Origin of the sequence: Streptomyces eurocidicus (genome assembly GCF_002891295.1) — a bacterium.
GTDB lineage: Bacteria > Actinomycetota > Actinomycetes > Streptomycetales > Streptomycetaceae > Streptomyces > Streptomyces eurocidicus.
The window spans coordinates 545,212-565,765 of record NZ_LGUI01000005.1 but is presented as its reverse complement, the minus strand read 5'-3'; the positions used below and the strand labels follow the sequence as shown (position 1 = coordinate 565,765).

Annotated in this window: 16 protein-coding genes and 1 pseudogene; 10 read left to right on the top strand and 7 right to left on the bottom strand. The window is 74.6% G+C overall.

All coding sequences use genetic code 11. The features are described 5' to 3' along the window. The first annotated feature begins 281 nt into the window (after nt 1-281). A complete protein-coding gene (locus tag AF335_RS19355) occupies nt 282-2,114 on the top strand; it encodes an AMP-dependent synthetase/ligase (RefSeq protein ID WP_102919644.1) in 1,833 nt (610 codons plus the stop codon). A 104-nt stretch (nt 2,115-2,218) separates the two neighbouring features. Continuing rightward, entirely contained in the window at nt 2,219-2,440 is a 222-nt protein-coding gene (locus tag AF335_RS19350) for a hypothetical protein (protein WP_146045567.1), read from the top strand. Between the two features lie 82 nt (nt 2,441-2,522). On the opposite strand, the gene AF335_RS19345 is transcribed toward AF335_RS19350, so the two are convergent. Next, nucleotides 2,523-2,726: a hypothetical protein gene (locus AF335_RS19345; protein ID WP_102919642.1), complete on the bottom strand. Its 204-nt coding sequence runs from the start codon at nt 2,724-2,726 to the stop codon at nt 2,523-2,525. Between the two features lie 520 nt (nt 2,727-3,246). Between AF335_RS19345 and AF335_RS19340 the strand changes: the two genes are divergently transcribed. The 3 genes and pseudogenes from AF335_RS19340 to AF335_RS19335 all read left to right on the top strand — a co-directional run bounded on the left by AF335_RS19340 (nt 3,247) and on the right by AF335_RS19335 (nt 7,774). Beyond that, the gene (locus tag AF335_RS19340) at nt 3,247-4,029 is read left to right on the top strand and encodes an AfsR/SARP family transcriptional regulator (protein WP_102919641.1); all 783 of its coding nucleotides are present in this window, start codon (nt 3,247-3,249) and stop codon (nt 4,027-4,029) included. Then, nucleotides 4,019-4,243, top strand: a pseudogene (locus tag AF335_RS36675) (AfsR/SARP family transcriptional regulator); the annotation flags it as partial. The gene AF335_RS19340 and the pseudogene AF335_RS36675, both read left to right, overlap by 11 nt. A 27-nt stretch (nt 4,244-4,270) precedes the next feature. Next, nucleotides 4,271-7,774 (top strand): BTAD domain-containing putative transcriptional regulator, encoded by a 3,504-nt coding sequence (locus AF335_RS19335; protein ID WP_376697876.1) that lies wholly within the window; start codon nt 4,271-4,273, stop codon nt 7,772-7,774. 6 nt (nt 7,775-7,780) lie between these two features. Here AF335_RS19335 and AF335_RS19330 read toward each other — a convergent pair whose 3' ends face one another. Continuing rightward, nucleotides 7,781-9,559 (bottom strand): hydroxysqualene dehydroxylase, encoded by a 1,779-nt coding sequence (locus AF335_RS19330; RefSeq protein WP_102919639.1) that lies wholly within the window; start codon nt 9,557-9,559, stop codon nt 7,781-7,783. Nucleotides 9,560-9,734: 175 nt separating this feature from the next. On the opposite strand from AF335_RS19330, the gene AF335_RS19325 reads away from it, so the two are divergent. Then, complete coding sequence (locus tag AF335_RS19325) at nt 9,735-10,040, top strand: 4a-hydroxytetrahydrobiopterin dehydratase (protein WP_102919638.1); 306 nt, start codon at nt 9,735-9,737, stop codon at nt 10,038-10,040. A gap of 178 nt (nt 10,041-10,218) precedes the next feature. Here the strand turns inward: AF335_RS19325 and AF335_RS19315 are convergent, their stop codons facing one another. From AF335_RS19315 to AF335_RS19305, 3 genes are all read right to left on the bottom strand, one after another. Beyond that, nucleotides 10,219-10,740, bottom strand: a complete 522-nt coding sequence (locus AF335_RS19315) for an Asp23/Gls24 family envelope stress response protein (RefSeq protein WP_102919636.1) — start codon at nt 10,738-10,740, stop codon at nt 10,219-10,221. A gap of 96 nt (nt 10,741-10,836) precedes the next feature. Beyond that, the gene (locus AF335_RS19310; RefSeq protein ID WP_102919635.1) at nt 10,837-12,204 is read right to left on the bottom strand and encodes a cryptochrome/photolyase family protein; all 1,368 of its coding nucleotides are present in this window, start codon (nt 12,202-12,204) and stop codon (nt 10,837-10,839) included. A 48-nt stretch (nt 12,205-12,252) separates the two neighbouring features. Further along, nucleotides 12,253-13,392: a DUF1266 domain-containing protein gene (locus AF335_RS19305; RefSeq protein WP_102919634.1), complete on the bottom strand. Its 1,140-nt coding sequence runs from the start codon at nt 13,390-13,392 to the stop codon at nt 12,253-12,255. Between the two features lie 135 nt (nt 13,393-13,527). Here AF335_RS19305 and AF335_RS19300 point away from each other — a divergent pair, with 135 nt between their 5' ends. Beyond that, nucleotides 13,528-14,103, top strand: coding sequence for a TetR/AcrR family transcriptional regulator (locus tag AF335_RS19300; RefSeq protein WP_102919706.1), 576 nt, complete (start codon nt 13,528-13,530; stop codon nt 14,101-14,103). A gap of 103 nt (nt 14,104-14,206) precedes the next feature. Further along, nucleotides 14,207-14,968 carry an SDR family NAD(P)-dependent oxidoreductase gene (locus AF335_RS19295; RefSeq protein WP_102919633.1) on the top strand — a complete coding sequence of 254 codons (762 nt, stop codon included), beginning with the start codon at nt 14,207-14,209 and terminating at the stop codon, nt 14,966-14,968. On the opposite strand, the gene AF335_RS19290 is transcribed toward AF335_RS19295, so the two are convergent. Together AF335_RS19290 and AF335_RS19285 are read right to left on the bottom strand one after the other, a co-directional pair. Continuing rightward, nucleotides 14,958-16,376 (bottom strand): amino acid permease, encoded by a 1,419-nt coding sequence (locus tag AF335_RS19290; protein ID WP_102919632.1) that lies wholly within the window; start codon nt 16,374-16,376, stop codon nt 14,958-14,960. The genes AF335_RS19295 and AF335_RS19290 overlap by 11 nt on opposite strands. A gap of 84 nt (nt 16,377-16,460) precedes the next feature. Next, nucleotides 16,461-18,575, bottom strand: a complete 2,115-nt coding sequence (locus AF335_RS19285; protein ID WP_102919631.1) for a phage holin family protein — start codon at nt 18,573-18,575, stop codon at nt 16,461-16,463. A 107-nt stretch (nt 18,576-18,682) separates the two neighbouring features. On the opposite strand from AF335_RS19285, the gene AF335_RS19280 reads away from it, so the two are divergent. Both AF335_RS19280 and AF335_RS19275 read left to right on the top strand, forming a co-directional pair. Then, nucleotides 18,683-19,906 carry a damage-control phosphatase ARMT1 family protein gene (locus AF335_RS19280; RefSeq protein WP_102919630.1) on the top strand — a complete coding sequence of 408 codons (1,224 nt, stop codon included), beginning with the start codon at nt 18,683-18,685 and terminating at the stop codon, nt 19,904-19,906. A gap of 99 nt (nt 19,907-20,005) precedes the next feature. Further along, on the top strand, nt 20,006-20,539 hold the full coding sequence (locus AF335_RS19275) for a GNAT family N-acetyltransferase (RefSeq protein WP_102919629.1): 534 nt from the start codon (nt 20,006-20,008) through the stop codon (nt 20,537-20,539). Nucleotides 20,540-20,554 lie beyond the last annotated feature (15 nt).

Genomic DNA, 20,554 nt, shown 5'->3' with positions numbered 1-20,554 from the left:
GAGCGAGGCGGGAGCGGCCCAGGAACGAGGCGGGAGCGGCCCGGGAGCAAGGCGGGGAGGGCCCGGGAACGACGCGGGAGCGGCCCGGGAGCGAGGCGGTAGGGGCTCGGGAACGGCACCGGGGCGGCCCGGGAGCGAGGCGGGGAGGGCCGGGAGCAGTACCGGGGCCGCACGGCCGCGGCGCCGAAAAGGGTTCAGGGAGGTTCTTGACCGGGTACGGTCACCGCGCTGTGCGGAGCGGCGAGTGCGGAGCACCGCCAGGAGCACGTAGGAGCGGCCAGTTGCGCGAGTTCACCGTCCCACCCCTGGTGACGACCCCCCACGTCGGCGGTCTGGCGGACGCCGTCTTCGAGCGCGCGGAGCAGGACCCCGGCGGGATCGCGCTCGGCCGCCGGGACGACGGCGGCGCCTGGCGGGACGTGACCGCCGCGGCCTTCCGGGACGAGGTCCTGGCCCTGGCCAAGGGCCTGCTCTCGGAAGGGGTGCGGTTCGGCGACCGGGTGGCCGTCATGTCCCGTACCCGCTACGAGTGGACGCTGTTCGACTTCGCGCTCTGGTCGATCGGCGCGCAGCCGGTGCCGCTGTATCCGACGGCCTCCGCCGAGCAGGTCTTCTGGATCCTGCGCGACGCGGGGGTCACCGCCTGCGTGGTCGAGCACGAGGACCACGCCATGACCGTCGGCTCGGTCGTCGACCGGCTGCCGCGGCTGACCCGGCTGTGGCAGCTGGACGCGGGGGCCGTCGCGGCGCTGACCGCCGCGGGCGAGCGGATCGGCGACGACGTCGTGCACCGGCACCGGAGGGCGGTGACGGCCGCGTCCCCGGCCACGATCGCGCACACCTCGGGCACCACGGGCCGCCCCCGGGGCTGTGTGCTCACGCACGCCAACTTCATGGCCGAGGCGGACAACGTCGTCGCACGCTACGGGTCCGTCTTCCGCTCCCGCCCCGGCGACGAGGCCGCCACCCTGCTGTTCCTGCCGCTGGCCCATGTCTTCGGGCGGATGGTGCAGGTCGCGGCGGTGCGCGGCCGGGTGAAGCTGGGGCACGAACCGGAGCTCACGGCCGCCGGGCTGCTGCCGGCCCTGCGGGGGTTCCGTCCCACGTTCGTCCTCGCCGTGCCGTACGTCTTCGAGCGGCTCTTCGCCCAGGCCCGCCGGGCGGCCGAGAGCGCGGGCCGGGGCGAGCCGTTCGAGAAGGCCGTCGAGGTGGCGGTATGCCACGCGGAAGCCCGGGAGCGGCGCGCCTTCGGCCTGGGCCCCGGGCCGGGCGCCGCGCTGCGCGGCCGGCACCGGCTCTACGACCGGCTCGTCTACGCGAAGGTGCGCGAGGCGCTGGGCGGCCGGGTGCGGTACGCGATGTCGGGCGGCTCGGCGATGGACCGGCGGCTGGGGCTGTTCTTCGCGGGCGCCGGGATCACCGTCCTGGAGGGGTACGGGCTGACGGAGACCACCGGTGCCGCGGTCGCCAACCCGCCCGAGCGGACCCGCTTCGGAACCGTCGGCCGGCCCGTGCCGGGTACGTCCGTGCGGCTGGCGGACGACGGCGAGGTGTGGCTGCGCGGCGGGCAGGTCTTCACCGGCTACCTCGACGACCCCAGGGCGACGGACGCGGTCCTGCGGGACGGCTGGCTGGCCACGGGGGACCTCGGCACGCTGGACGCGGACGGCTATCTGACCATCACCGGGCGGAAGAAGGAGATCCTGGTGACGTCCGGCGGCAAGAGCGTCTCCCCGCTCCCGCTGGAGGAGCGGGTTCGGGCGCACCCCCTGGTGTCGCACTGCGTCGTCGTCGGCAACGACCGCCCGTTCGTGGGCGCGCTGATCACCCTGGACGAGGAGGCCGTCACGCACTGGCTGCGGATGCGCGGCAGGCCGGCGCCGGAGTGGTCGGTGCTGGTCCGCGACCCGGACCTGGAGGCCGAGGTGCGGCGGGCGGTGGTGGCCGCCAACACCATGGTCTCCCAGGCGGAGTCGATCCGGGCCTTCCGGATACTGGGCGGGCGGTTCACGGAGGGCAGAGGGCTGCTGACGCCGTCGCTGAAGCTGCGCCGGAAGGTGGTCGAGGAGGTGTACGCGCGGGAGGTGGAAGAGCTGTACCGGGGCCGGGGGTAGGGCGTGGACCGGTCCGTTCCCCCGTGCGCACGCGTATGCGGAACCCCCGCCCGGGTCGGTCGTTAGGCGGCCGACACCTTTCGACTTCGACGTGAGGAAATACCGTGAAGCCTTGGGCCAAGGTGGTGGCCGGTTGTGTGCTGGCCGGAGCGGCCGTCCTGACGGCCGAGCCCGCGGCGACGGCCGAGGAGCAGCCGCTGGACCTGACGGAGACGCTGTCGGGCGGGGCGTGCCGGCATGTGTCCTTCGGCGGACTGGACTTCAGGGTCCTCTGCGCGAACGAGGTGTCGATCGACGGCGCGCTGCCGTCCGCGACGGCCGGCTGACCGGCGCGGGCCATGGTCCCGCCCGCACCCGGAAGGAGCGGCCGGCCGGGCGGGACCCGGCCGGCCGCCATGCGCTACGGCCTCACACCGTGGTCGCGTTCACCACGTAGTGGAGGGCGTACAGCACTCCGGGCAGGGCGGCGATCAGTCCGCCGATGGCCGCGATCACGAACGGCAGGCGACGCGTCGCCCGCAGCACGTTGGCCAGATAGCCCACGAGCACGAAGAAGGCCAGGGCCACGACGACCCCGGCCGACAGTGGCCACAGAGCTGGGTTCGGATGCATGTCAGCGCTCTCCTTGTGACGGTGCCAGTCCGACGGGTGTTCCACATCTCGACGCGGGGGCACGGCGCATCCACGAAGGGGCCTTGGTAGGAGGCCCGGGATCCGCTCACCCTGCGCGGCGATTGATTCGACGGTAGCCCAAATGGGCGCTCGCGGACCAGAGTTGGCGGTATGCAAAGAGCGCACACAACGGCACAGCACCGAACGGGAGTTGCTGTGCGGTGTTGTGCGGAAGGATCCGGGGCGCGCGGAAAGAGGCCCGGCAGGGCCGGACAGGAGGGACCCCCGGGCTACCACCCCCGGTAGGTCCCTGCCCGAGCCATCGCGGACTGGCACGTCACGGAAGGCTTTCCCGTGATAGTGCCACGCCGCGATAAACGCTTGAGAAACGCCGCACGGCCCCACGCTCTGTCTTTGCTCTGCGCTCACTTAACGGCGGCTGAACGGACTGCTACCGTGGGAGCGGGCCGAGCGCGTCCGCGCGCCGACGGTCCGGCGGGGGACGGCAAGGGGGGCGAAGGTGACGGCACTTCGGTTCGGGCTGCTGGGCCCGGTGACGGCGGAGCACGGGGGCCTTCCCGTCCCGCTCGGCCCACCGCAGCGGCGCGCGGTCCTCGCGGCCCTGCTGCTCGCCCGGGGCCGGGCCGTGACGGTGGCGGCCCTCCGCGACCGGATCTGGACGGGGCCACCACCCGCGTCCGCCGTCGCGGCCATCCAGGTCCATGTGCACCACCTCCGGCGGCTGTTCGGCGCGTACGGCCCGGGGCCCCGCCTGGTCACCCACCCGGGGCAGCCCTCCGACCGGGTCAGCTACGTCCTGCACACGGACCCCGGTTCCGTCGACGTCACCCGCTTCCAGGAGCTCTGCGGGCGGGCGGAAGCCACGGCGGCGGACGGCGACCCGGCGGGCGCGGCCGCGCTCTTCGACACCGCGCTCGGCCTGTGGCGCGGCGAGCCGTTCATGGACCTGCCGCCCTCCGCGTACTTCACCAGCGCCCGGCGCGGCATGGCCGACCTCCGCCTGGACGCGGGCAAGCGCCGGGCGGGCGCCCTGCTGGCGGCCGGGTCGCCCGCGCGGGTGACGGCCGACCTCCTGGACCTGCACGCCGAACACCCGGGCGACGAGGCCCTCGTGGTCCTGCTGGCGACGGCGCTCTGCCGCTCGGGCGCCCGCGCCCGCGCCCTCGACCTGGTCACGGGCGAGCTGGACCGCTGGCAGAACGACTACGGCCTCCGCCCGCCCGCCCTGCTCCGGCAGCGCGAGCGGCTCGTCGCGGGCGGCGGGGGCCACGATGAGGACTGAGGCGAGCATCCTCGGACCGCTCGTCCTGACCGTCGACGGTATCGACATCACCCCTTCCGCACGCCGTCAACGGAGCCTGCTCGCCGCCCTCCTCCTGGAGCCGGAACGGATCGTTCCGCCGGAGACCCTCATCGAGGACATGTGGGGCAGCACCCCTCCGGCCAACGCCGGTGCCCAGGTGCAGAATTACGTTCATCTGCTCCGCAAGAAGATTGAGGAGGCCGGAGGCCCCGGGTCGGGCATGGCCGCACTGGGGCGGCACCCGGTCGGCTACGTGCTGCATGTGACGTCAACGGACCATGAGCGGTTCATCGAGCTGCTCGGCACGGCCCGCGAGGAGCTCCAGGCCGGCGCGTACGAGCGCTGCCAGGAGGCGGTCGGGCAGGCGCTGCTGCTGTACCGGGGGCCCGCCTTCGCCGGGGTGCCGCGCCACAGCCGCCGGCTCACGGACCGGGTGCGGGAGATCGAGGCCGACCGGTGCGCGGCCCTGGCCCTGCGCGTCGACGCGCGCCTGCGCCTGGGCCGGCACACCGAGGTCGTCCCCGAACTGCGCGCCCTGATAGAGGAGTTCCCGGCGCACGAGGGCTTCCGCACCCAGCTGGCCTTCGCCCTCTACCGCACGGGCCGTACGGCGGAGGCCCTGGAGGCGTCCGCGGAGCTGCCGCCCGGGGCACGGGCGGCGCTCCGCAGTTCCCTCCAGGACGGTGGCCGGGAGCTCGTGGGCCCGGTGCGGCAGGGCGGGGGGAGCCCTGCCGCGGACGTCGCGCGTCTCCCGGCGCGCCGCCGCCCGCCGGCCGGCGACCGCCTCAGCTTCTCGGTGCTCGGGCCGGTGCGCGCCTGGCGCGGCGAGGAGGCCCTGCACACCGGCTCCCCCCAGCAGCGCGGCCTGCTCGCGGCCCTGCTGCTGCGCGGCCACCGCACGGCCACCGCCGCGGAGCTGCTGGAGGACCTCTGGGGCGACGACCCCCCGCACCAGGCGCTGGCGGCCCTGCGCACGTACGCCTCGCGGCTGCGGAAGGCGTTCGGGCCCGACGGGGACATCCTCGTCAGCGAGTCCGGCGGCTACGCCCTGCACCTCCGGGAAGCCTGGTTCGACCTGGACACCGTGGACGGCCTCGTCGCGGACTCCGGGCGCGCCCGCGCCGCCGGCGACCCCGTCCGGGCCCTGGCCCGGCTCGACGAGGCGCTGGCCCTCTGGGACGGCGAGCCGCTCGCCGGCCTGACCGGCCCGTTCGCCGAGATGCACCGCAGCCGTCTGGAGGAGTGGCGGCTCCAGCTGACGGAGTCCCGCGTCGAGCTGCGGATGGAGCTGGGCCGGCACGCGGAGGTCGTCTCCGAGCTGACGGCCCTCACCGCCCAGCAGCCCCTGCGCGAGCGGCTGCGCGAGCTGCTGATGCTGGCCCTGTACCGGAGCGGTCGGCAGGCCGAGGCACTCGCCGTCTACGCGGACACGCGCCGGCTGCTGGCCGACGAGCTGGGCGTCGACCCGGGCCCCGCGCTGGCGGACCTCCAGCAGCGGATCCTGCAGGCCGACACCCGGCTGGAGATCACGTCGGCCACGGAACCTGCCACCCCGGGACGCGAACCCGAGCCCGTACGTCCCGCACAGCTCCCGGCGGACGTCCTGGACTTCACCGGCCGGGGCGACCTCGTCGGCGAGATGACCGAGAGCCTGCTGGCGGAAGGGCGCCCGGCGCCCGTGGTCCTCGCCCTCACGGGCCTCGGCGGGGTGGGCAAGACCACGCTGGCCCTGCACGTCGCGCACGCCGTCGGCGACCACTTCCCCGACGGTCTGCTGTACGCCGACCTCCGGGGCGCGGGCCCCGATCCGGTGGATCCCGCGGCGGTGCTGGGCGATCTGTTACCCGCCCTGGGGGTGCACCCGGCGTACGTCCCGGCGACCGTCGCCGCCCGGTCCGCCCTGTACCGGTCACTGCTGGACCGCAAGCGGATCCTCGTCGTCCTGGACGACGCGCGCGACGCGGGCCAGGTCCGGCCGCTGCTGCCGGGTGCCCCGGGCAGCGCCGCGATCGTCACCGGCCGGGCGCGCCTGAGCGGTATCTCGGGGGCGCACCAGATCGACGTGCCGGTGATGGACCGTGAAGAGGGACTCCGCCTGTTTACCCGGATTGTGGGCGAGGAGCGGGTGGCGGACGAGCCGGACGAGGCCCTGGAGGTGGTGGAGGCGTGCGGCGGGCTGCCCCTGGCCGTCCGGACCGCCGGGGTCCGGCTCGCGGCCCGCCCGTCCTGGCCGGTGGAAACCCTGGCCGCGAAGCTGGCGAACGAGCACAGGCGCCTCGACGAGCTGCGGGCCGGTGATCTGGTGGTGCGGTCCGCGTTCGAGCTGGGCTACGGCCGGCTGGCGCCGGAGCAGGCGCGTGCCTTCCGGCTGCTGGGCATCGCTTCCGGGCCGGACATCTCGTTCCACGCCGCGGCCGCCCTGCTCGGCTCGGGGCCGGACGGGGACGACCTCGCCGGGGCGGAACGGCTCCTCGAATCACTGGTCGACAGCAGCCTCCTGGACTCCCCCGAGCCGCACCGCTACCGGCTCCACGACCTGGTGCGGCTCTACGCCCGTACCCGCGCCGAGGCCGACGAGCCCCTGGAGGAGCGGCAGGCGGCCGCGTCCCGGCTGCTCGGCTTCCAGCTGTGCACGGCGACCGTCGCGCAGCTGCGGCTGCGTCCGCGTGACGGGTGCGCACGGTACCTGGCCTCGGGGTGGGGATTCGGGTTGTCCTTCGAGGACCGCAGGGAGGCCCTGGAGTGGCTCTTCGCCGAGGCGGGGAACGTGCTCGCCGCCGTGGAGGACGTCATGGCGGGGCCGCAGGAGGTCTCCCGCGGGGATCTGCGCCGGGCGGTGGACACGCTGTGGGCGATCAGCGATGTCCTGGAGGACGGGGAGTTCACCGACCGGCACGCGGCGGCGGTCGGGAGCGTCGCGACCGCTGCCAAGGAGCGAGGCGTGAACCTCGTCGAGGCCCGGGCGCGGTATCTGCTCGCCAGGGGGCACGAGATCGCCGGGCGGACCGAACGGGCGGCGGTCGAGGCGGCACGCGCCGAGAAGTGCGCCACCTCGGTCCAGGACCTCTTCGCGCTGGGGCACACCCTGCGTCTGATGGGCTCGCTGGCCCGCCGCGACCACAACCGGGACCGGGCCGGGAAATTCCTCGGCAGGGCCGCCGACGCGTTCCGCCACGACGAGAACCGGATGGGCGAGGCCGTCACCCTGGCGAGCGTCTCCCGGCTGCTGCTGGCCGGGGGCACGGTCGACCGCGCGGTGGAGGAGGCCAGGCGCAGCGTGGCGCTCCTGCGGGAGCTGGGCGACACCCCGGAGCTGGGCAGCGCCCTCAACACCCTGGGACTGGCCCTGGAACGGGCCGGGGACGCCGAGCCAGCCTTCCGCGCGCTCAGCGAGGCCCGGACCCTCTTCCGAGTGTGGCGTCAGCCGCTGCGGGAGGGCCTGGCGCTGTTCCGGATGACCAGGATCCGGCTCGCGCAGAAGCGCCCGGCGGACGCGGCCGACCTCGCGGAACAGGCGCTCGGCACCCTCACCGGCGGTGACCGGCGCCGGGCCGACGTGCTCGCCCTCCTCGGCCGCGCCCTGGACGGCATGGGCGAGACCCGCCGCGCCCGGGCCGCCTGGCAGCAGGCACTGTCCCTCTACGGTTCCGAGGACGACCCCGAAGCCAAGGTCGTACGCCTCTTTCTGGACGCCCGGACCGCTTTCTCGACGCCTGGACAGTAAAGGCGGCTACCCCAGATCGAACGCGTTCCGCAGCCCCAGCCTGTACCGCAAGGCGTCCTGCGCCTTGGCCGCCTCCAGCTCCGGCGCGCGGTAGAGGGGCGTCACCGTGCACCGTTCGGCCCGCGAACCCACGGCGTCCAGGAGGGCGTTCACCGCGGCGCGGGCCGAGGCGTTGGCGCCTTCCATGGTCGCCAGGTCGATGTCCGTGGCGACGTAGTCGCCGCAGAGGAAGAGGTTGGGTATCGCGGTGGCGGCCTCAGGGCGGTCGAACCAGGTTCCCACGGGGTGGATGAGCAGTTGCTCGTCGTTGGTGGGCCGGGGGACGCCGATCTCGACGGCGGGGTCCAGGAACCAGGAGTGCAGCTTCGCGTCGCTGAGGACCGTCCGGCCGGTGTCGTTCAGACCGGCCTTCATCTGGGCCCACACCTCGCGGGCGACCTCTTCGCGGGTGCAGTCCTTGGCCTTCTTGCCGTAGAGGATGCCGGGCCTGTCCCACTCGGAGACGTCGACCGACAGGCAGTCGGCGACCGTGCCGTCGCCGTAGTCCGCGCGGAAGTCCCGCCCGGACCAGTACTGGGCCTGTCCCACGGCGGTGATCGACCAGGGCGAGTCGATGTGGTTGATGTGGCCGTGGACGATGGGCGTGGGCTCGGTCAGATAGAACTGGATGCCCGTCATCCAGTCCGTGCGCAGCGCGTCGCAGCGGGCCAGGCGGGGGTCCGCGGCCCGTACGGCCGCGTTCCAGGTCGTACGGGCGTGCTCGACCGGCATCGCCGAGACGAAGTGGTCGGCGGTCACCGCGTGGCGGGCTCCGGCCGGGTCGTGGACGACGGCCGCGGTGATCCGGCCGCCGTCGATGCCCAGGTCCTGCACGGGCCAGCCGATGCGGAAGGTCACGCCCAGCGACTTCAGATGGGTGACCCACGGGTCGATCCACGCCTCGTTGGTGGGGGCGTCGAGGACCCGGTCGGGTTCGCCGTCGGCACCCCGGCCCAGGATGTTGAAGAGGAACGCCTCGGTGACGTTGCAGACGGTGCGGGTGCTCGCCACCTCCGCCTTCGTCGCCACGATGTTGCGGGTGATGCCGATGGCGAGCAGCCGCTGGTAGTTCGGCGACATCCGCGCGGCCTTGATGAAGTCCCACCAGGGGACGCGCTCCCAGCGGTCGAGCCGCCGGGCGTCGCAGCTGGTGAACCAGACGAGCAGCCGGTTCGCGAAGTAGGCGAGCTCGTGGGCCGGGATGTTCCCGAAGGCGTCGAAGAAGCCGACCAGCGCGCGGCGCAGCGCCTCGGGGGTGAGGACGGGCGGCGGCTCGCCGATGCTGTGGAACGGCATGCGGATGTCCTCGTGGCCCGTTCGGGCGAACAGCACCTCGCTCGACGCCACGAGGTTGTCGTGGCAGCCGTCGGGGTTGCCGGGGAACGGTATGCGGCGCAGGGTGTCCGGCAGGTTGCGGTAGAAGCCGGGGATGAAGCGGAAGCCGTGCTCGCCGGGCAGCGGCCGGCGGCCGCCCCGGGCGCTGCCGGGCACGTCCATGCTGCGGGCCTTGCCACCCGGTGACTTCTTCTCGTAGACCGTCACCTCGAAGCCGCGCTCGGCGAGTTCGTGCGCGGCCGTGAGTCCGGCGACGCCGCCGCCGAGGACCGCGACCGTCCGGCCACCGGGTGCCGTGCGGGGTGCGGCGGCCGCCTTGCCGCCGAGTGCCGCCGTGCCCAGCGCGGTGGCGCCGGCGACGGCCGCCGCCCCGCCGATGAATCCTCTGCGTGTGCCGCCCGTACCGTCCATGCCAGCCCCTACCGTCGGTAACGCCTGCCCTTCCGGCCGCAGGAGCATAGGAGCGGCACCCGTATCCCGGAAGGGAACTTCCGACGCACGACGCTCCATCGCGCACATTGACGCGAAAGCGCCCCCGCCGCGTGGGACGCTTGAGTCACCGGCATCCACGACGAAGGGGACACCCATGGCCGTCGAACCGCTCTCCCAGAAGGACGTCGAGGACCGCCTCCAGGAACTGCCCGGCTGGACCACGGACGGCGACACCATCAGCCGTACGTACTCCTTCGAGGGCCACTTCCCGGCGGCGGCAATGGTGATCCATATCGCCCAGATCCAGGAGGAGTTGGGGCATCACTCCGATCTGACGCTCGGTTACAACACGGTGCGGCTGTCAGTGAACACGCACAGCGTCGGGGGGAAGGTGACGGGGCTGGACGTGGAGCTGGCGCGGCGGGTGGAGGCGATCGCGGTGGGGCATGGGGGGCGTTGAGGGGTGAGGCGGCGGGGTGGCCGCTGCGCGGGGCTTGTTCCCCACCCCGCCCCTTCCCGAATGTCCTCAATCGCCGGACGGGCTGAAAATCAGCCCGTCCGGCGATTGAGGACCGGGGGCCGGGGCGGAGCCCCGGTTCGGGAAGGGGCGGGGCTGGGGAAAGCCGCCCGCAGGGCCCCTACCGGACCCGGACCTCCGACTCCGCCGCCTCCTCCTCGTCCGGCAGCCGTACGTCCACCACCGCGACATTGACCTCCACCACCTCCAGCCCCGTCATCCGTTCCACCGCCGAGATCACGTTCTCCCGTACCTCACCCGCCACCTCCGTGATCGGCACCCCGTAGACGACCACGAGGTCGAGGTCGACCGCCGTCTGCCGCTCCCCCACCTCGACCTTCACCCCGCGAGTGACGCTCGGGCGCCCGCCCGGCACCCGCTCCCGCACCGCCCCCAGGGTGCGGGCGAAGCCGCCGCCGAGCGCGTACACGCCGGGCACCTCGCGGGCGGCCAGGCCCGCGATCTTCTCCACGACGCCGTCGGCGATGCTGGTCCGGCCGCGGACGGCCGCGGGGGTGTGCGCGCCGGGGGCGCCAGCCCGGACGGTGGTGCCGGTGGTCGTGCCCATGCCCGTACCCGCGTCCGCGGTGCGGCCGGCAGGCCGGGGCGGGGTCGTCGTTTCCGTCGTCGTTTCCGTCGTCATCGCCGTGTCTCCTTCGGCTCCGCGGATCGTCGGACGCGCGCTTCCCGACTTCTGTCCGCGTGGCGGCGTCCTACCCCTGACGGCGGCGGACCCCGTTCACACCAGACCACGCCCCCGCCGGAAACGCCCCGCCGTGTCCCCGGGTTCCACGACCGGCTCCGGGTACCCGCGGCGGTCCCGGTCCGGCAGCCGCCAGGGCTCGTGCACCGCCCGGCCGGCCACCCCCCGCAGCTCCGGGACCCACCGGCGTACGTACTCCCCCTCCGGGTCGTACCTCCTCGCCTGGGTCAGCGGGTTGAGGACCCGGTTCGGCCGGGTGTCGCTGCCGGTGCCCGCCACCCACTGCCAGTTCAGCTGGTTGTTCGCCACGTCCCCGTCGACGAGCAGGTCCAGGAAGTGGCGGGCGCCCGCGCGCCAGTCGAGGTACAGGGTCTTGGCGAGGAAGCCCGCCGCGAGCAGCCGGGCCCGGTTGTGCATCCAGCCCTCGTGGGCCAGCTGCCGCATCGCCGCGTCGACCACCGGGTATCCGGTACGGCCCGCCCGCCACGCGGCGAGCTCCCCGGCGTCCTCGTACCAGCGGTCGTGCCGGGGGCGGTAGTCGTGCCAGGACGCGTCCGGGCGGGCGGCGAGCAGCTGGTGGTGGAAGTCCCGCCACGCCAGTTGGCGTACGAACGCCTCGGCGCCCTCCCCCCGACCGGCCCGTGCCCGCGTGACCAGCTCCACGGGCGACAGGCAGCCGAAGTGGAGGTACGGCGACAGCCGGGACGTGGCGTCGCCCGCGAGGTCATCATGGCGGTCGGCGTACCCGGCCATTCCGCCGCGCCGCCAGGCGTCGAGGCGGCGGCGGCCCGCCCGCTCGCCGCCCTCGGGCAACGCGGGTGAGAGCGTGCCCGGCCGGCCGGTCAGGGCGGCGGCCGAGGGCAGCGGCTCCGAGTGCGCCGCGGGCACCCGAAGGGCGCGCGGGGCGTCGGCCACGGGCCGTAGCGCCTCGGCGGACCAGCGGCGGAAGTACGGCGTGAACACGGCGAAGTGGTCCCGCCCGGCGGGCAGCACCGCGCCCGGGGCGACCGCCGTGATCACGGCGTCGTGCACGCGCAGCCCGCGCCCGTCCGCCTCCAGCGCGGCCCGCAGCCGCTCCTCGCGGCGCAGGGCGAAGCCGCTGACGCCGCCCGCGAGGTGCACCTCCCCGGCGCCCGTCTCGGCGGCCACCCGGCAGGTCTCCTCGACCACGTCCCCGCGCCGCACCACCAGCCGGCCGCCCCGCTCGCGCAGCCCCGCGTCCAGGTCGGCGAGGCAGTCGGCCAGGAACGCGGCGCGGTTGGGCACGGCGAAGCCCGTGGCGGCGAGGCCCTCGTCGACGACGAACAGCGGCACGACCCGCCGCCCGGCGCGCACGGCGCCGCGCAGCACGGGGTTGTCACTCAGCCGCAGATCCGCGGTGAACAGGGCGATCGCTGCATCCACCCGCCGATTGTGCGCGCCCGGCGGCCCGCGCGCCCGGTCGCGGGGCCGTCACGACCAGGTGATGCCCCGCCAGGGGCTGCCCGGGTCGGTGGCGAGCGCCCGGTGGGCGAGCGACGCGGCACGGCCAGGCGCCTCCTCGCCGGAGCGCAGCGCCCGGCCGAGCAGGAAACCGGCGGAGAACGCCTGCCAGGAGGCGTACGCGCGGGCGCTGCGGTCGCCCGCCGCCACGACGACCCGTTCGGCCTCCGCCGGGTCGCAGTAGCGGGCGGCCAGGCCCAGCCGGGCGGCGTGGACCACGCACCCGTGGTCGTACGCCGTCGTCGAGCAGGCCCGGCCGCCGGGCGGCAGCAGCCCCTCCCGGCGGAGCCACTCCTCGAACCCGTCGATGCGGACGGCCACGTCGTCCAGGGCGCGCGTCTCCTCGGGGGAGGCGGCGCGGTGCAGCAGGACGTGGGTGAGGGACCGCCGCCACTCCTCCGTCGCGGGGACCCGGCCGTCCTGCGCCGTGAGGCCCTCGCGGGCGCGCAGGGCGAACTCCGCCTCGCGGCCGGCGCCCTCCCCGGCGAGCAGCCGGTCCGTGAGCCGCCGCCATCCGGCGGGGTCGGTGACGCCCCAGGAGTCGCGCAGGACCGCGCGGTCGGCGTCGTAGTCGTGGTGGACGGCGCCGAGGACGTTCCAGGGCAGCGCCTCGGCCACGGCGAGGGGAGCACCGCAGGCCAGGCCCCGTGCGAGCGGGCCGTGCAGCGGGCCGGCGAGGCTCGTCACCAGCCGGCCGCCGGTGGGCGGCGGCGTCTCGGCGCACACCTCCAGCCATGCCTCGCGGTCCAGCGGGGTGGCGGGGACGGCCGCGCCGCCGGGCAGGCCGGGGTTCACGGCCAGCCACCACTTGTCGTGGGGCCACTCCTGGGCCAGCTCGGCCAGCGAGGTCCGCTGGAAGACCCAGTCGGGCCGCCAGGGCGGCAGCGCGCCACGGGTGAGCACGGGCAGCGCGCGCCTGCCGCTCACCGGGTCGCGGTAGGGGGCGAGCGGCGCGGGCGGCACGAGACCGTCAGCCTCGGCCCGCGCCACACCGATGAACAGGTCGGCCTCGGCGAGCGCCCCGATCTGGCCGTCCCAGTCCCCGCGCGCCGTCGACTCGTGGAGCCTCCGCTCGATGTCGGTCGGCGGTGTCCAGGGCGCGAACTGCATGATCGGCAGTCTAGGGACGGGGCGGTACGGCACCGGCCGCGGGGCCCCGGGGCGCCCACGGCCGGTGCCGTACCGGAGGATCGGCGAGGGATTCTTTCTTGACCGATCGTTCCAGATACGACTACCTTGATCGTCGTGGCCAGGACAAAGGAATTCGACCCCGACGCCGCTCTTCAGTCGGCCCTGGAGCTGTTCTGGGAGCGCGGCTACGAGGCGACGTCGATGGCGGACCTCGTCGAACGCCTCGGCGTCGCGCGGGCCAGCCTCTACGCGACGTTCGGGAACAAGCACGAGCTGTACCTGAAGGCGCTGGAGCGCTACGGCGAGCAGTCCACCGTGCTGGAGGAGCTGTCCCGGCCCGGCCCGGCGCTGCCCTCGGTGCGCGCGCTGGTCCGCCGTTTCGCCGAGGAGTCCGCCCGCGACGACCTGCGGCGCGGCTGCTTTGTCACCAACACGGCGGTGGAGCTGGCGCCGCACGACCCCGACATGGGCCGGCGCGTGGAGCGGAGCTGGGACAGCCTGGAGACGGCGCTGACCTCGGCGCTGCTGCGGGCCGCCGCACAGGGCGAGCTGCCGGCCGGGCGGGACCCGGCGGGGCTCGCGCGGATGCTGCTGGTGCTCATGCAGGGCATGCGGGTGGTGGGGAAGGCCGCGCCCGGGTCGGCCCGGCTTCGGGACGCGGCCGACCAGGCGCTGTCCCTGCTGGACTGACCCACTGGAGCGGAGGCGGCCGGGCGCCGTTTCCGTCTGCCCTGATTCAAGAACGAACGTTCTTCTTATGTCGTGTCTCTCATCATCTTCGAGGAGTCATCTCATGACCGCACGATTCACCGGCAGGACCGTCCTCGTCACCGGCGGCGGTACGGGCATCGGCCGGGCCGTCGCGCTCGCCTTCGCCCGTGAGGGCGCCCGGGTCGTCGTCGCCGGCCGCCGGGAGGAGCCCCTGAAGGAGACCGTCCGCCAGATGGAGGCCGCGGGCGGCGAGGCCGTGGCGATCACCGCGGACGTCACTCGGGCGGCGGACGTACGGAACCTCGTCGAGCGGACCGTCGAGCGCTTCGGCGGGCTCGACGTGGCGGTCAACAACGTCGGGATGCTCATCGCCCCCGCCAAGGTCGCCGACATCGACGAGGACGACTGGGACCGGATCATGGACACCAACCTCAAGGGGATCTGGCTGTCCATGAAGTACGAGATCTGCCACATGCGGGAGCACGGCGGCGGGGCGATCGTGAACATCGCCTCCAACCTCGGCGCCCATATGCGCCGCCCCGGGTTCGGCGCGTACGCGGCCGGCAAGGCCGCGGTCTCCGCGCTCACCCGCAACGCCGCGCTCGACCACATCGGCGACGGGGTGCGGATCAACGCCGTCAGCCCCGGGCCCGTGGAGACCCCGATGTCCTCCCGGCCGGGCGAGTCCTCGCCGGAAAAGGCCGAGCGGATGCGCCGCGACGTGCCGGTGGGCCGCGCGGGCGCCCCGGACGAGATCGCCGCGGCCGTGCTCCACCTCGCCTCGGACGAGGCCGGTTACACCGTGGGCGCCGACCTCGTCCTCGACGGCGGCGTCACCGCTTGACGGCCGCCTCGGCGGGCTCGGTGGGCTCAGCGGTCCCGGCCGTCACGGCGGACTCGACGGACTCGACAGACTCGGCCGCCCCGGCGGGCTCCCCCGCCGGGCGGCGGGCCGCCAGCCAGACGTAGACGATGATGCCGGTGAAGAGGAACAGCACGCCCTGGTAGACCGCCGCGTAACCGGCGCCGGCGACCAGCCAGAAGGAGAAGGCGAACGCGCCGAGCGCGAGCACCATGTCACGGGTGAACCGGGCCGGGCGGACCTTGTCGCGGCGGCCGGTCAGCAGGAAGTACATCTGCGCGGCGGCGGCCAGCAGGTAAGGGACGGTCGCCGAGAAGGTCGTGATCAGCACCAGGATCTCGAAGACCCCGGTCACCCCGGTGGTGTAGTTGAAGACCGTCAGCAGCGTGGCGAGGACCGTGGCGGTCAGCACGCCCACCGTCGGCACCCCGCGCCGCTTCTTGGCGAAGACGGCGGGGAACAGCCCGTCCTTGGCGGCGGCGTACGGGGCCTGGGCGCTCATCAGCGTCCAGCCGTTGAGCGCGCCCACGATGGAGATCACGGCGCAGGCGGCGATCAGCGTGCCGCCCCACTCGCCGCCGAACATCACATTGACCGCGTCGGAGAACGGGGCGGTGGAGGTGACGAGCTTGTCGTGCGGCACGGAGCCGAAGACGGAGAGGGTGCCCAGGAGGTAGACCACGGCCGCGCCGATGGTGCCGAGCACGCTGGCCCGTCCGACGTTGCGCTCCGGGTCGCGGACCTCGCCGGCGCTCATCGCGGCGGACTCGACGCCCACGTAGCTGTACAGGAGGATCGCCGCGGAGGCCGTCAGCCCGCCCGTCCAGTTGCCGCCGCCCACGGTGAAGGAACCGAGGTTGTCCGGGTCGAAGAAGAACAGCCCGATGACCGCGACGAACAGCAGCGGGACGAACTTCATCACCGTGGAGATCATCTGCACGGCGCCCACCCAGCGCGTGCCCGCGAGGTTCGCCAGGGCCGGCAGCCAGAGCATGGCCAGCGCCACCAGCAGGTCCTGGGACTTCGAGCCGCCGCCGGTCAGCACGTGGAAGTAGCCGACGCCCGCGACGGCGAGGGCGGCGTTGCTCACCCAGGTCATGGTCCAGAACGACCAGGCGGAGAGGAAGCCGGCGAAGTCGCCGAACGCCTCACGGGCGTAGACGTACGGGCCGCCGGTGCGCGGATGGCGCTCGGCGAGCCGGCCGAAGACGAGGGCCAGCGCGATGGCGCCGACCGTGAGGACGCCGAACGCCAGGAGGCTCACCGTGCCGAAGGGCGCGACGGAGGCGGGCAGCAGAAAGATGCCGCCGCCGATGATGTTGCCCATCACCAGGGCGGTGGCGGTCGGTAGGCCGAAACGGCGGGTGTGTGTGCCGTCGGTGTCGTGCATGAGGTGGTGCGCCTCTCGTCCTGCGGGCAGGTCGCGGGGTCGTGCGACAGCGCATGGTGCAACGGAGCGCGCCCCTCCGCAAAATCACTCGGTTTTGTCCCGCAGGGCAGGGCCGGTGACCGCAAAAGGTGCTGGCATTTCGCCCACCGGCAGTGATTCGTGCGCCCGCCCGTCAAACGGAATCCGGCCCACCGGTATCTGGGGTTCCCCGGCCTCCGCCTGCCGCTCCGCCACCGCTGTCACGGGCTCTCCCGCCTCCCGCAGCCACCGCCGCAGCACCCGGTGCACCCGCTCCGCCCCCACCAGTTCCGCGCCCTCCCGCACCGGCGCGCTCAGCTCCCGGGGCCACAGCAGGAACGGGTGGCCCTGCTCGCCGCCCAGCCCGCCGTGCGAGCCGATCTGCTCCTCGAAGGCGTGCACCGAGCCCGTCGCCGGGTCGTACGCGGAATTGACCATGATGTCCGCCGTGTGCGGGAACCCGGCCGTCCGCCGCACGGCCTCCACCGCGCCCGGCCCGAGACCGCGCAGCGGGCTCTCCGCGGCCCCCTCGCCGGTCTCCAGGCGGTGCTCGGCACGGCCGGGCCCCAGCACCACCGGGCCGTGCTCCTCGGAGCGTACGAGCAGGAAGCCGATCCCCGGGTGATCGGCGAGGCCGCGCAGCAGCCCGGGGTGCCGGCGGTCGATCTCCTCGCGGCTCGCGCGGCCCGGCAGGTCGGGGAAGGAGACCAGGCCGAGGTTGCCCGAGGCCAGCACGACCGGCTGCGGCCCGGCCGCGGCCCGGCCCCGCCGCACCAGCTCCTCGAGCGTCAGTCCGTAGCGGCCGGCGAAGGTCTCCCCCGGGCTCTGGCCGTGGTCGGAGAGCAGCACGATCCGGTACGGGCGGGGCGCGTGCCGGGTGACCCTGGCGATCAGCGCGACGGCCCGGTCGAGGTCCCTCAGCACCTGGTGGGTGTCGCGGCCGCGCGGGCCGGAGTGGTGGGCGACCTCGTCGTAGCCGACGAGGTCCGCGTAGACGGCGGTGCGGCCGGCGAGGACGTCACCGAGGACGGCGGCGACGACCACGTCCCGCTCGACGACCGTCGCGAAGGCGCGGACGAAGGGGTAGAGGCCGCCGCGCGGCAGCCGCGGGGCCTCCCGGCGGATCCTGGCCCGGAGGGACTGGCCGATCTCGCGGAGGACCTCGGCGACGTAGGAGACGGCGGTGCGGGTGGCGTTGGCGGGGTCCGAGAAGTAGGCGAAGTAGCCCGACCGGGAGCGGTTGTGCCGGCCGCGCCGGGCGGCGACGGACAGGACGAGGGCGACCTGGTCGGCGCCGCCGCTGAAGAGGTTGCCCCGGCTGGCGCCGTCGTCGCCCAGCAGGCCGCGGTCGCCGGTGCGGGCGACGGCGCGCCGCTGGAGCTCGGCGGCCCCGGCGGGCCGCCCGCTGACGAGGACCTCGCCGGTCTCCTTCTCGTACCAGCGGAAGGCGGGCACGTCCTCGTTGGAGCCGTGCAGGATGGCGAGCTGGCTGGCGCCCGTCTGGCTGGACCAGTCGGTGCGCCAGGGGGTGAGCCGGTGGCTGGTGGCCGCCCACCCGGCGAGGGTCGGCATCAGCGGCCCCTCCCGGCGCCCGCCGGGGCGCTCCCGCAGGGCGTCCCGGAGCACGTCGTGGCCGACGCCGTCGAGCTGGAGGAAGACGGTGCCGGGCGTCCGGCGCCGGCCGGTGTCCGCACCGCGCCGGCGCCGCTTGCGGCCGGCGAGCCGGGCCAGCCTGCGCCCGTACGCGGCGTCGTCGCGCACGGCGAGGAAGGTGCCCGCGGCGGACGAGGCCGCCGACATCGCCGCGGCCACCACCACGGCCGTCTCGGGTTCGGCGGCGCCGCTGCCCACGGGGAGCAGGGCCAGCGCGATCAGCAGCAGCGACCCGTTGAGGAAGAAGACCAGCAGTCCCAGCACGAACGCGGGCACCAGCAGCAGCGCCCGTACCAGCACGGGCCAGACCACGGCGCCGAGCAGGCCGAACATCCCCGCACCCAGCGCCGCGGTGATCGCGACGCGGGTGGCGCTCTCCCCGTCGGCGGACTGGAGCCGGAAGTCGGGCAGGACCGCCGCGAGGACGAGCATCGTGACGGTGCCGGCCGCCCACGGACCGACGACCTCCCGCCACCGCTCCCTGGCCGACCTGCCGAAACGTCGAACCGCGCCGCGCACACGCCCCATGCTTGAAAGGGTAGGTGAAGGGCTCCGGAACACCGGGCTCTCGTCCTGAAGAAGCCCTTGACAACGTCACGTTCTCCCGCCCGCCCCCGCGACGAAGCGAGCCCCCGATGACCGACCGGCGCACCCCGACCCCTCCTTCCTCGAAGCCGGCCCCGGAGCCGGCCCCGACGCCCCCGGCCTTCGGCATCGCCGACCCGGGAGGGTTCGGCCGGGGCGTGTTCCACGAGCGCCACCCCGCCCTGGTCGAGCGGCTCTGCGAGAGCAACCCCTACGGTCCCGGGCAGCGGTCCGGGCTCCGGGAGCTGCTGGCGGAGTCGGCCTCGGACACCGCCGTCGTCCGGCCGCCGGAGGAGACGACGCCGGGCCGGGAGCAGTGGCTCGGGTGGGGCCGGGAGTACTTCGGCCGGCCGTGGCGCGACGTGCCGTTCCTGTGGGCCGAGAGCTACTTCTACCTTCGACTGCTGGAGTGCGTCGGGTACTTCGCGCCCGGGCCGTGGCAGGGGGTGGACCCGTTCGCCCCCATGAAGGCCGCCGAGCTGGCCGACCCCGCGCTGGAGGCCGACACCGCGTGGCTGGACGGGCTGGACCGCTCGGCGCCGGCCGAGGCGTTCCGCACCCTGCTGCTGGCCTCCCTGTACGGGAACCGCGCCGATCTCGGCTTCCGGCTGGTGCGCGACGAAGGCGCCGAGGACGGCGTCCCGCTCCTCGCCGACGACAGCGGCGCCCTGTGGCGGCACCTGGGCGGGCGGTCCCCGGGCGAGGTCCACGTGATCCTGGACAACGCGGGGCGCGAGCTCCTCGCCGACCTGCTGCTCGTCGACCACCTGTTGCTGACCCGGCGGGCGAGTTCGGTCTTCCTGCACGTCAAGCCACGGCCCTACTTCGTCTCCGACGCGGTCACCACGGATGTGCGGGACTGCCTGGTGCGGCTGTCCTCCTTCGGCGGCGAGGCGGGGAAGGCCGCGGGGCGGCTGCGGGAGGCGGCGGCCCACGGGCGGCTCCGGGTGGGGGGCCACGAGTTCTTCTGCTCGCCGCTCGGCTTCGGCGAGCTGCCCGCCGGGCTGCGGGCGCAGCTCGGCGCGGCCCGGCTGTGCGTGTTCAAGGGTGACCTCAACTACCGGCGTCTGGTGGGCGACCGGGCCTGGCCTGCGACCCGGCCGTTCGCGGACGCCGTCGCGGGGGTGCCGGGTTCGCCGGTCGCGCTGCGCACGCTGAAGTCGGACGTGGTGGTCGGGCTCCGGCGGAAGACCGCGGAGCGGATGGACGTGATCCGGCCCGGGTGGCGCACCGACGGTTCGCAGGCACTGGTGCAGGCGCGGCTCGACGGCTGAGGGGCCGGCGGAACGGTACGCCAAGCCGGACTTCCACGATCACCGGTGACCCTGCCGTCCCAGGGCTTTCGCCCCGCCCCGGCTGGGCAGGATGCCGGCATGACCACCCTTCGTACCCCTCGACTGACGCTGCGCCGCTGGCGCGAGGACGACCTCGGACCGATGGCCGACATCAACGCCGACCCGGAGGTGATGCGCTGGATCGCCGACGGCGCGGTGCTGGGCCGGGAGGAGACGGCGGCGGACCTCGCGCGGTGGGAGCGGGAGTGGGAGGAACGGGGGGTCGGGCTGTTCGCGGTGGAGGTGCGGGGGACGGGGCGGCTGGCCGGGTTCGCGGGGCTGTCCGTGCCGGAGTACCTGCCGGAGATCCTGCCCGCGGTGGACATCCGCTGGCGGCTCGGGCGCGGGCACTGGGGGCACGGGCTGGCCACCGAGGCCGCCCGGGCGGTGCTGGACTTCGCGCTGCGGGACCGGGGCCTGGGCCGGGTGGTGGGCGTGCACCAGGTGGGCAACGACTCCGCCGCGAAGATCATGCGCAAGCTCGGGATGCGGCGGGAGCGCGAGACGACGGATCCGGCGCACCGGGTGCCCGTGTGTGTCCATGTCATCGAGGTGGCCGGGGGACGCCCGTAAGGTGGGAGGCACCGA

What these genes read in the sequence shown, in the direction of transcription:
- AF335_RS19280 (WP_102919630.1), top strand. Translation starts at nt 18,683, where the DNA reads ATGACCGACCGGCGCACCCCGACCCCTCCTTCCTCGAAGCCGGCCCCG.
- AF335_RS19275 (WP_102919629.1), top strand. Translation starts at nt 20,006, where the DNA reads ATGACCACCCTTCGTACCCCTCGACTGACGCTGCGCCGCTGGCGCGAG.
- AF335_RS19305 (WP_102919634.1), bottom strand. Translation starts at nt 13,392, where the DNA reads ATGCAGTTCGCGCCCTGGACACCGCCGACCGACATCGAGCGGAGGCTC.
- AF335_RS19330 (WP_102919639.1), bottom strand. Translation starts at nt 9,559, where the DNA reads ATGGACGGTACGGGCGGCACACGCAGAGGATTCATCGGCGGGGCGGCG.
- AF335_RS19285 (WP_102919631.1), bottom strand. Translation starts at nt 18,575, where the DNA reads ATGGGGCGTGTGCGCGGCGCGGTTCGACGTTTCGGCAGGTCGGCCAGG.
- AF335_RS19335 (WP_376697876.1), top strand. Translation starts at nt 4,271, where the DNA reads ATGGCCGCACTGGGGCGGCACCCGGTCGGCTACGTGCTGCATGTGACG.
- AF335_RS19295 (WP_102919633.1), top strand. Translation starts at nt 14,207, where the DNA reads ATGACCGCACGATTCACCGGCAGGACCGTCCTCGTCACCGGCGGCGGT.
- AF335_RS19315 (WP_102919636.1), bottom strand. Translation starts at nt 10,740, where the DNA reads ATGACGACGGAAACGACGACGGAAACGACGACCCCGCCCCGGCCTGCC.
- AF335_RS19290 (WP_102919632.1), bottom strand. Translation starts at nt 16,376, where the DNA reads ATGCACGACACCGACGGCACACACACCCGCCGTTTCGGCCTACCGACC.
- AF335_RS19325 (WP_102919638.1), top strand. Translation starts at nt 9,735, where the DNA reads ATGGCCGTCGAACCGCTCTCCCAGAAGGACGTCGAGGACCGCCTCCAG.
- AF335_RS19345 (WP_102919642.1), bottom strand. Translation starts at nt 2,726, where the DNA reads ATGCATCCGAACCCAGCTCTGTGGCCACTGTCGGCCGGGGTCGTCGTG.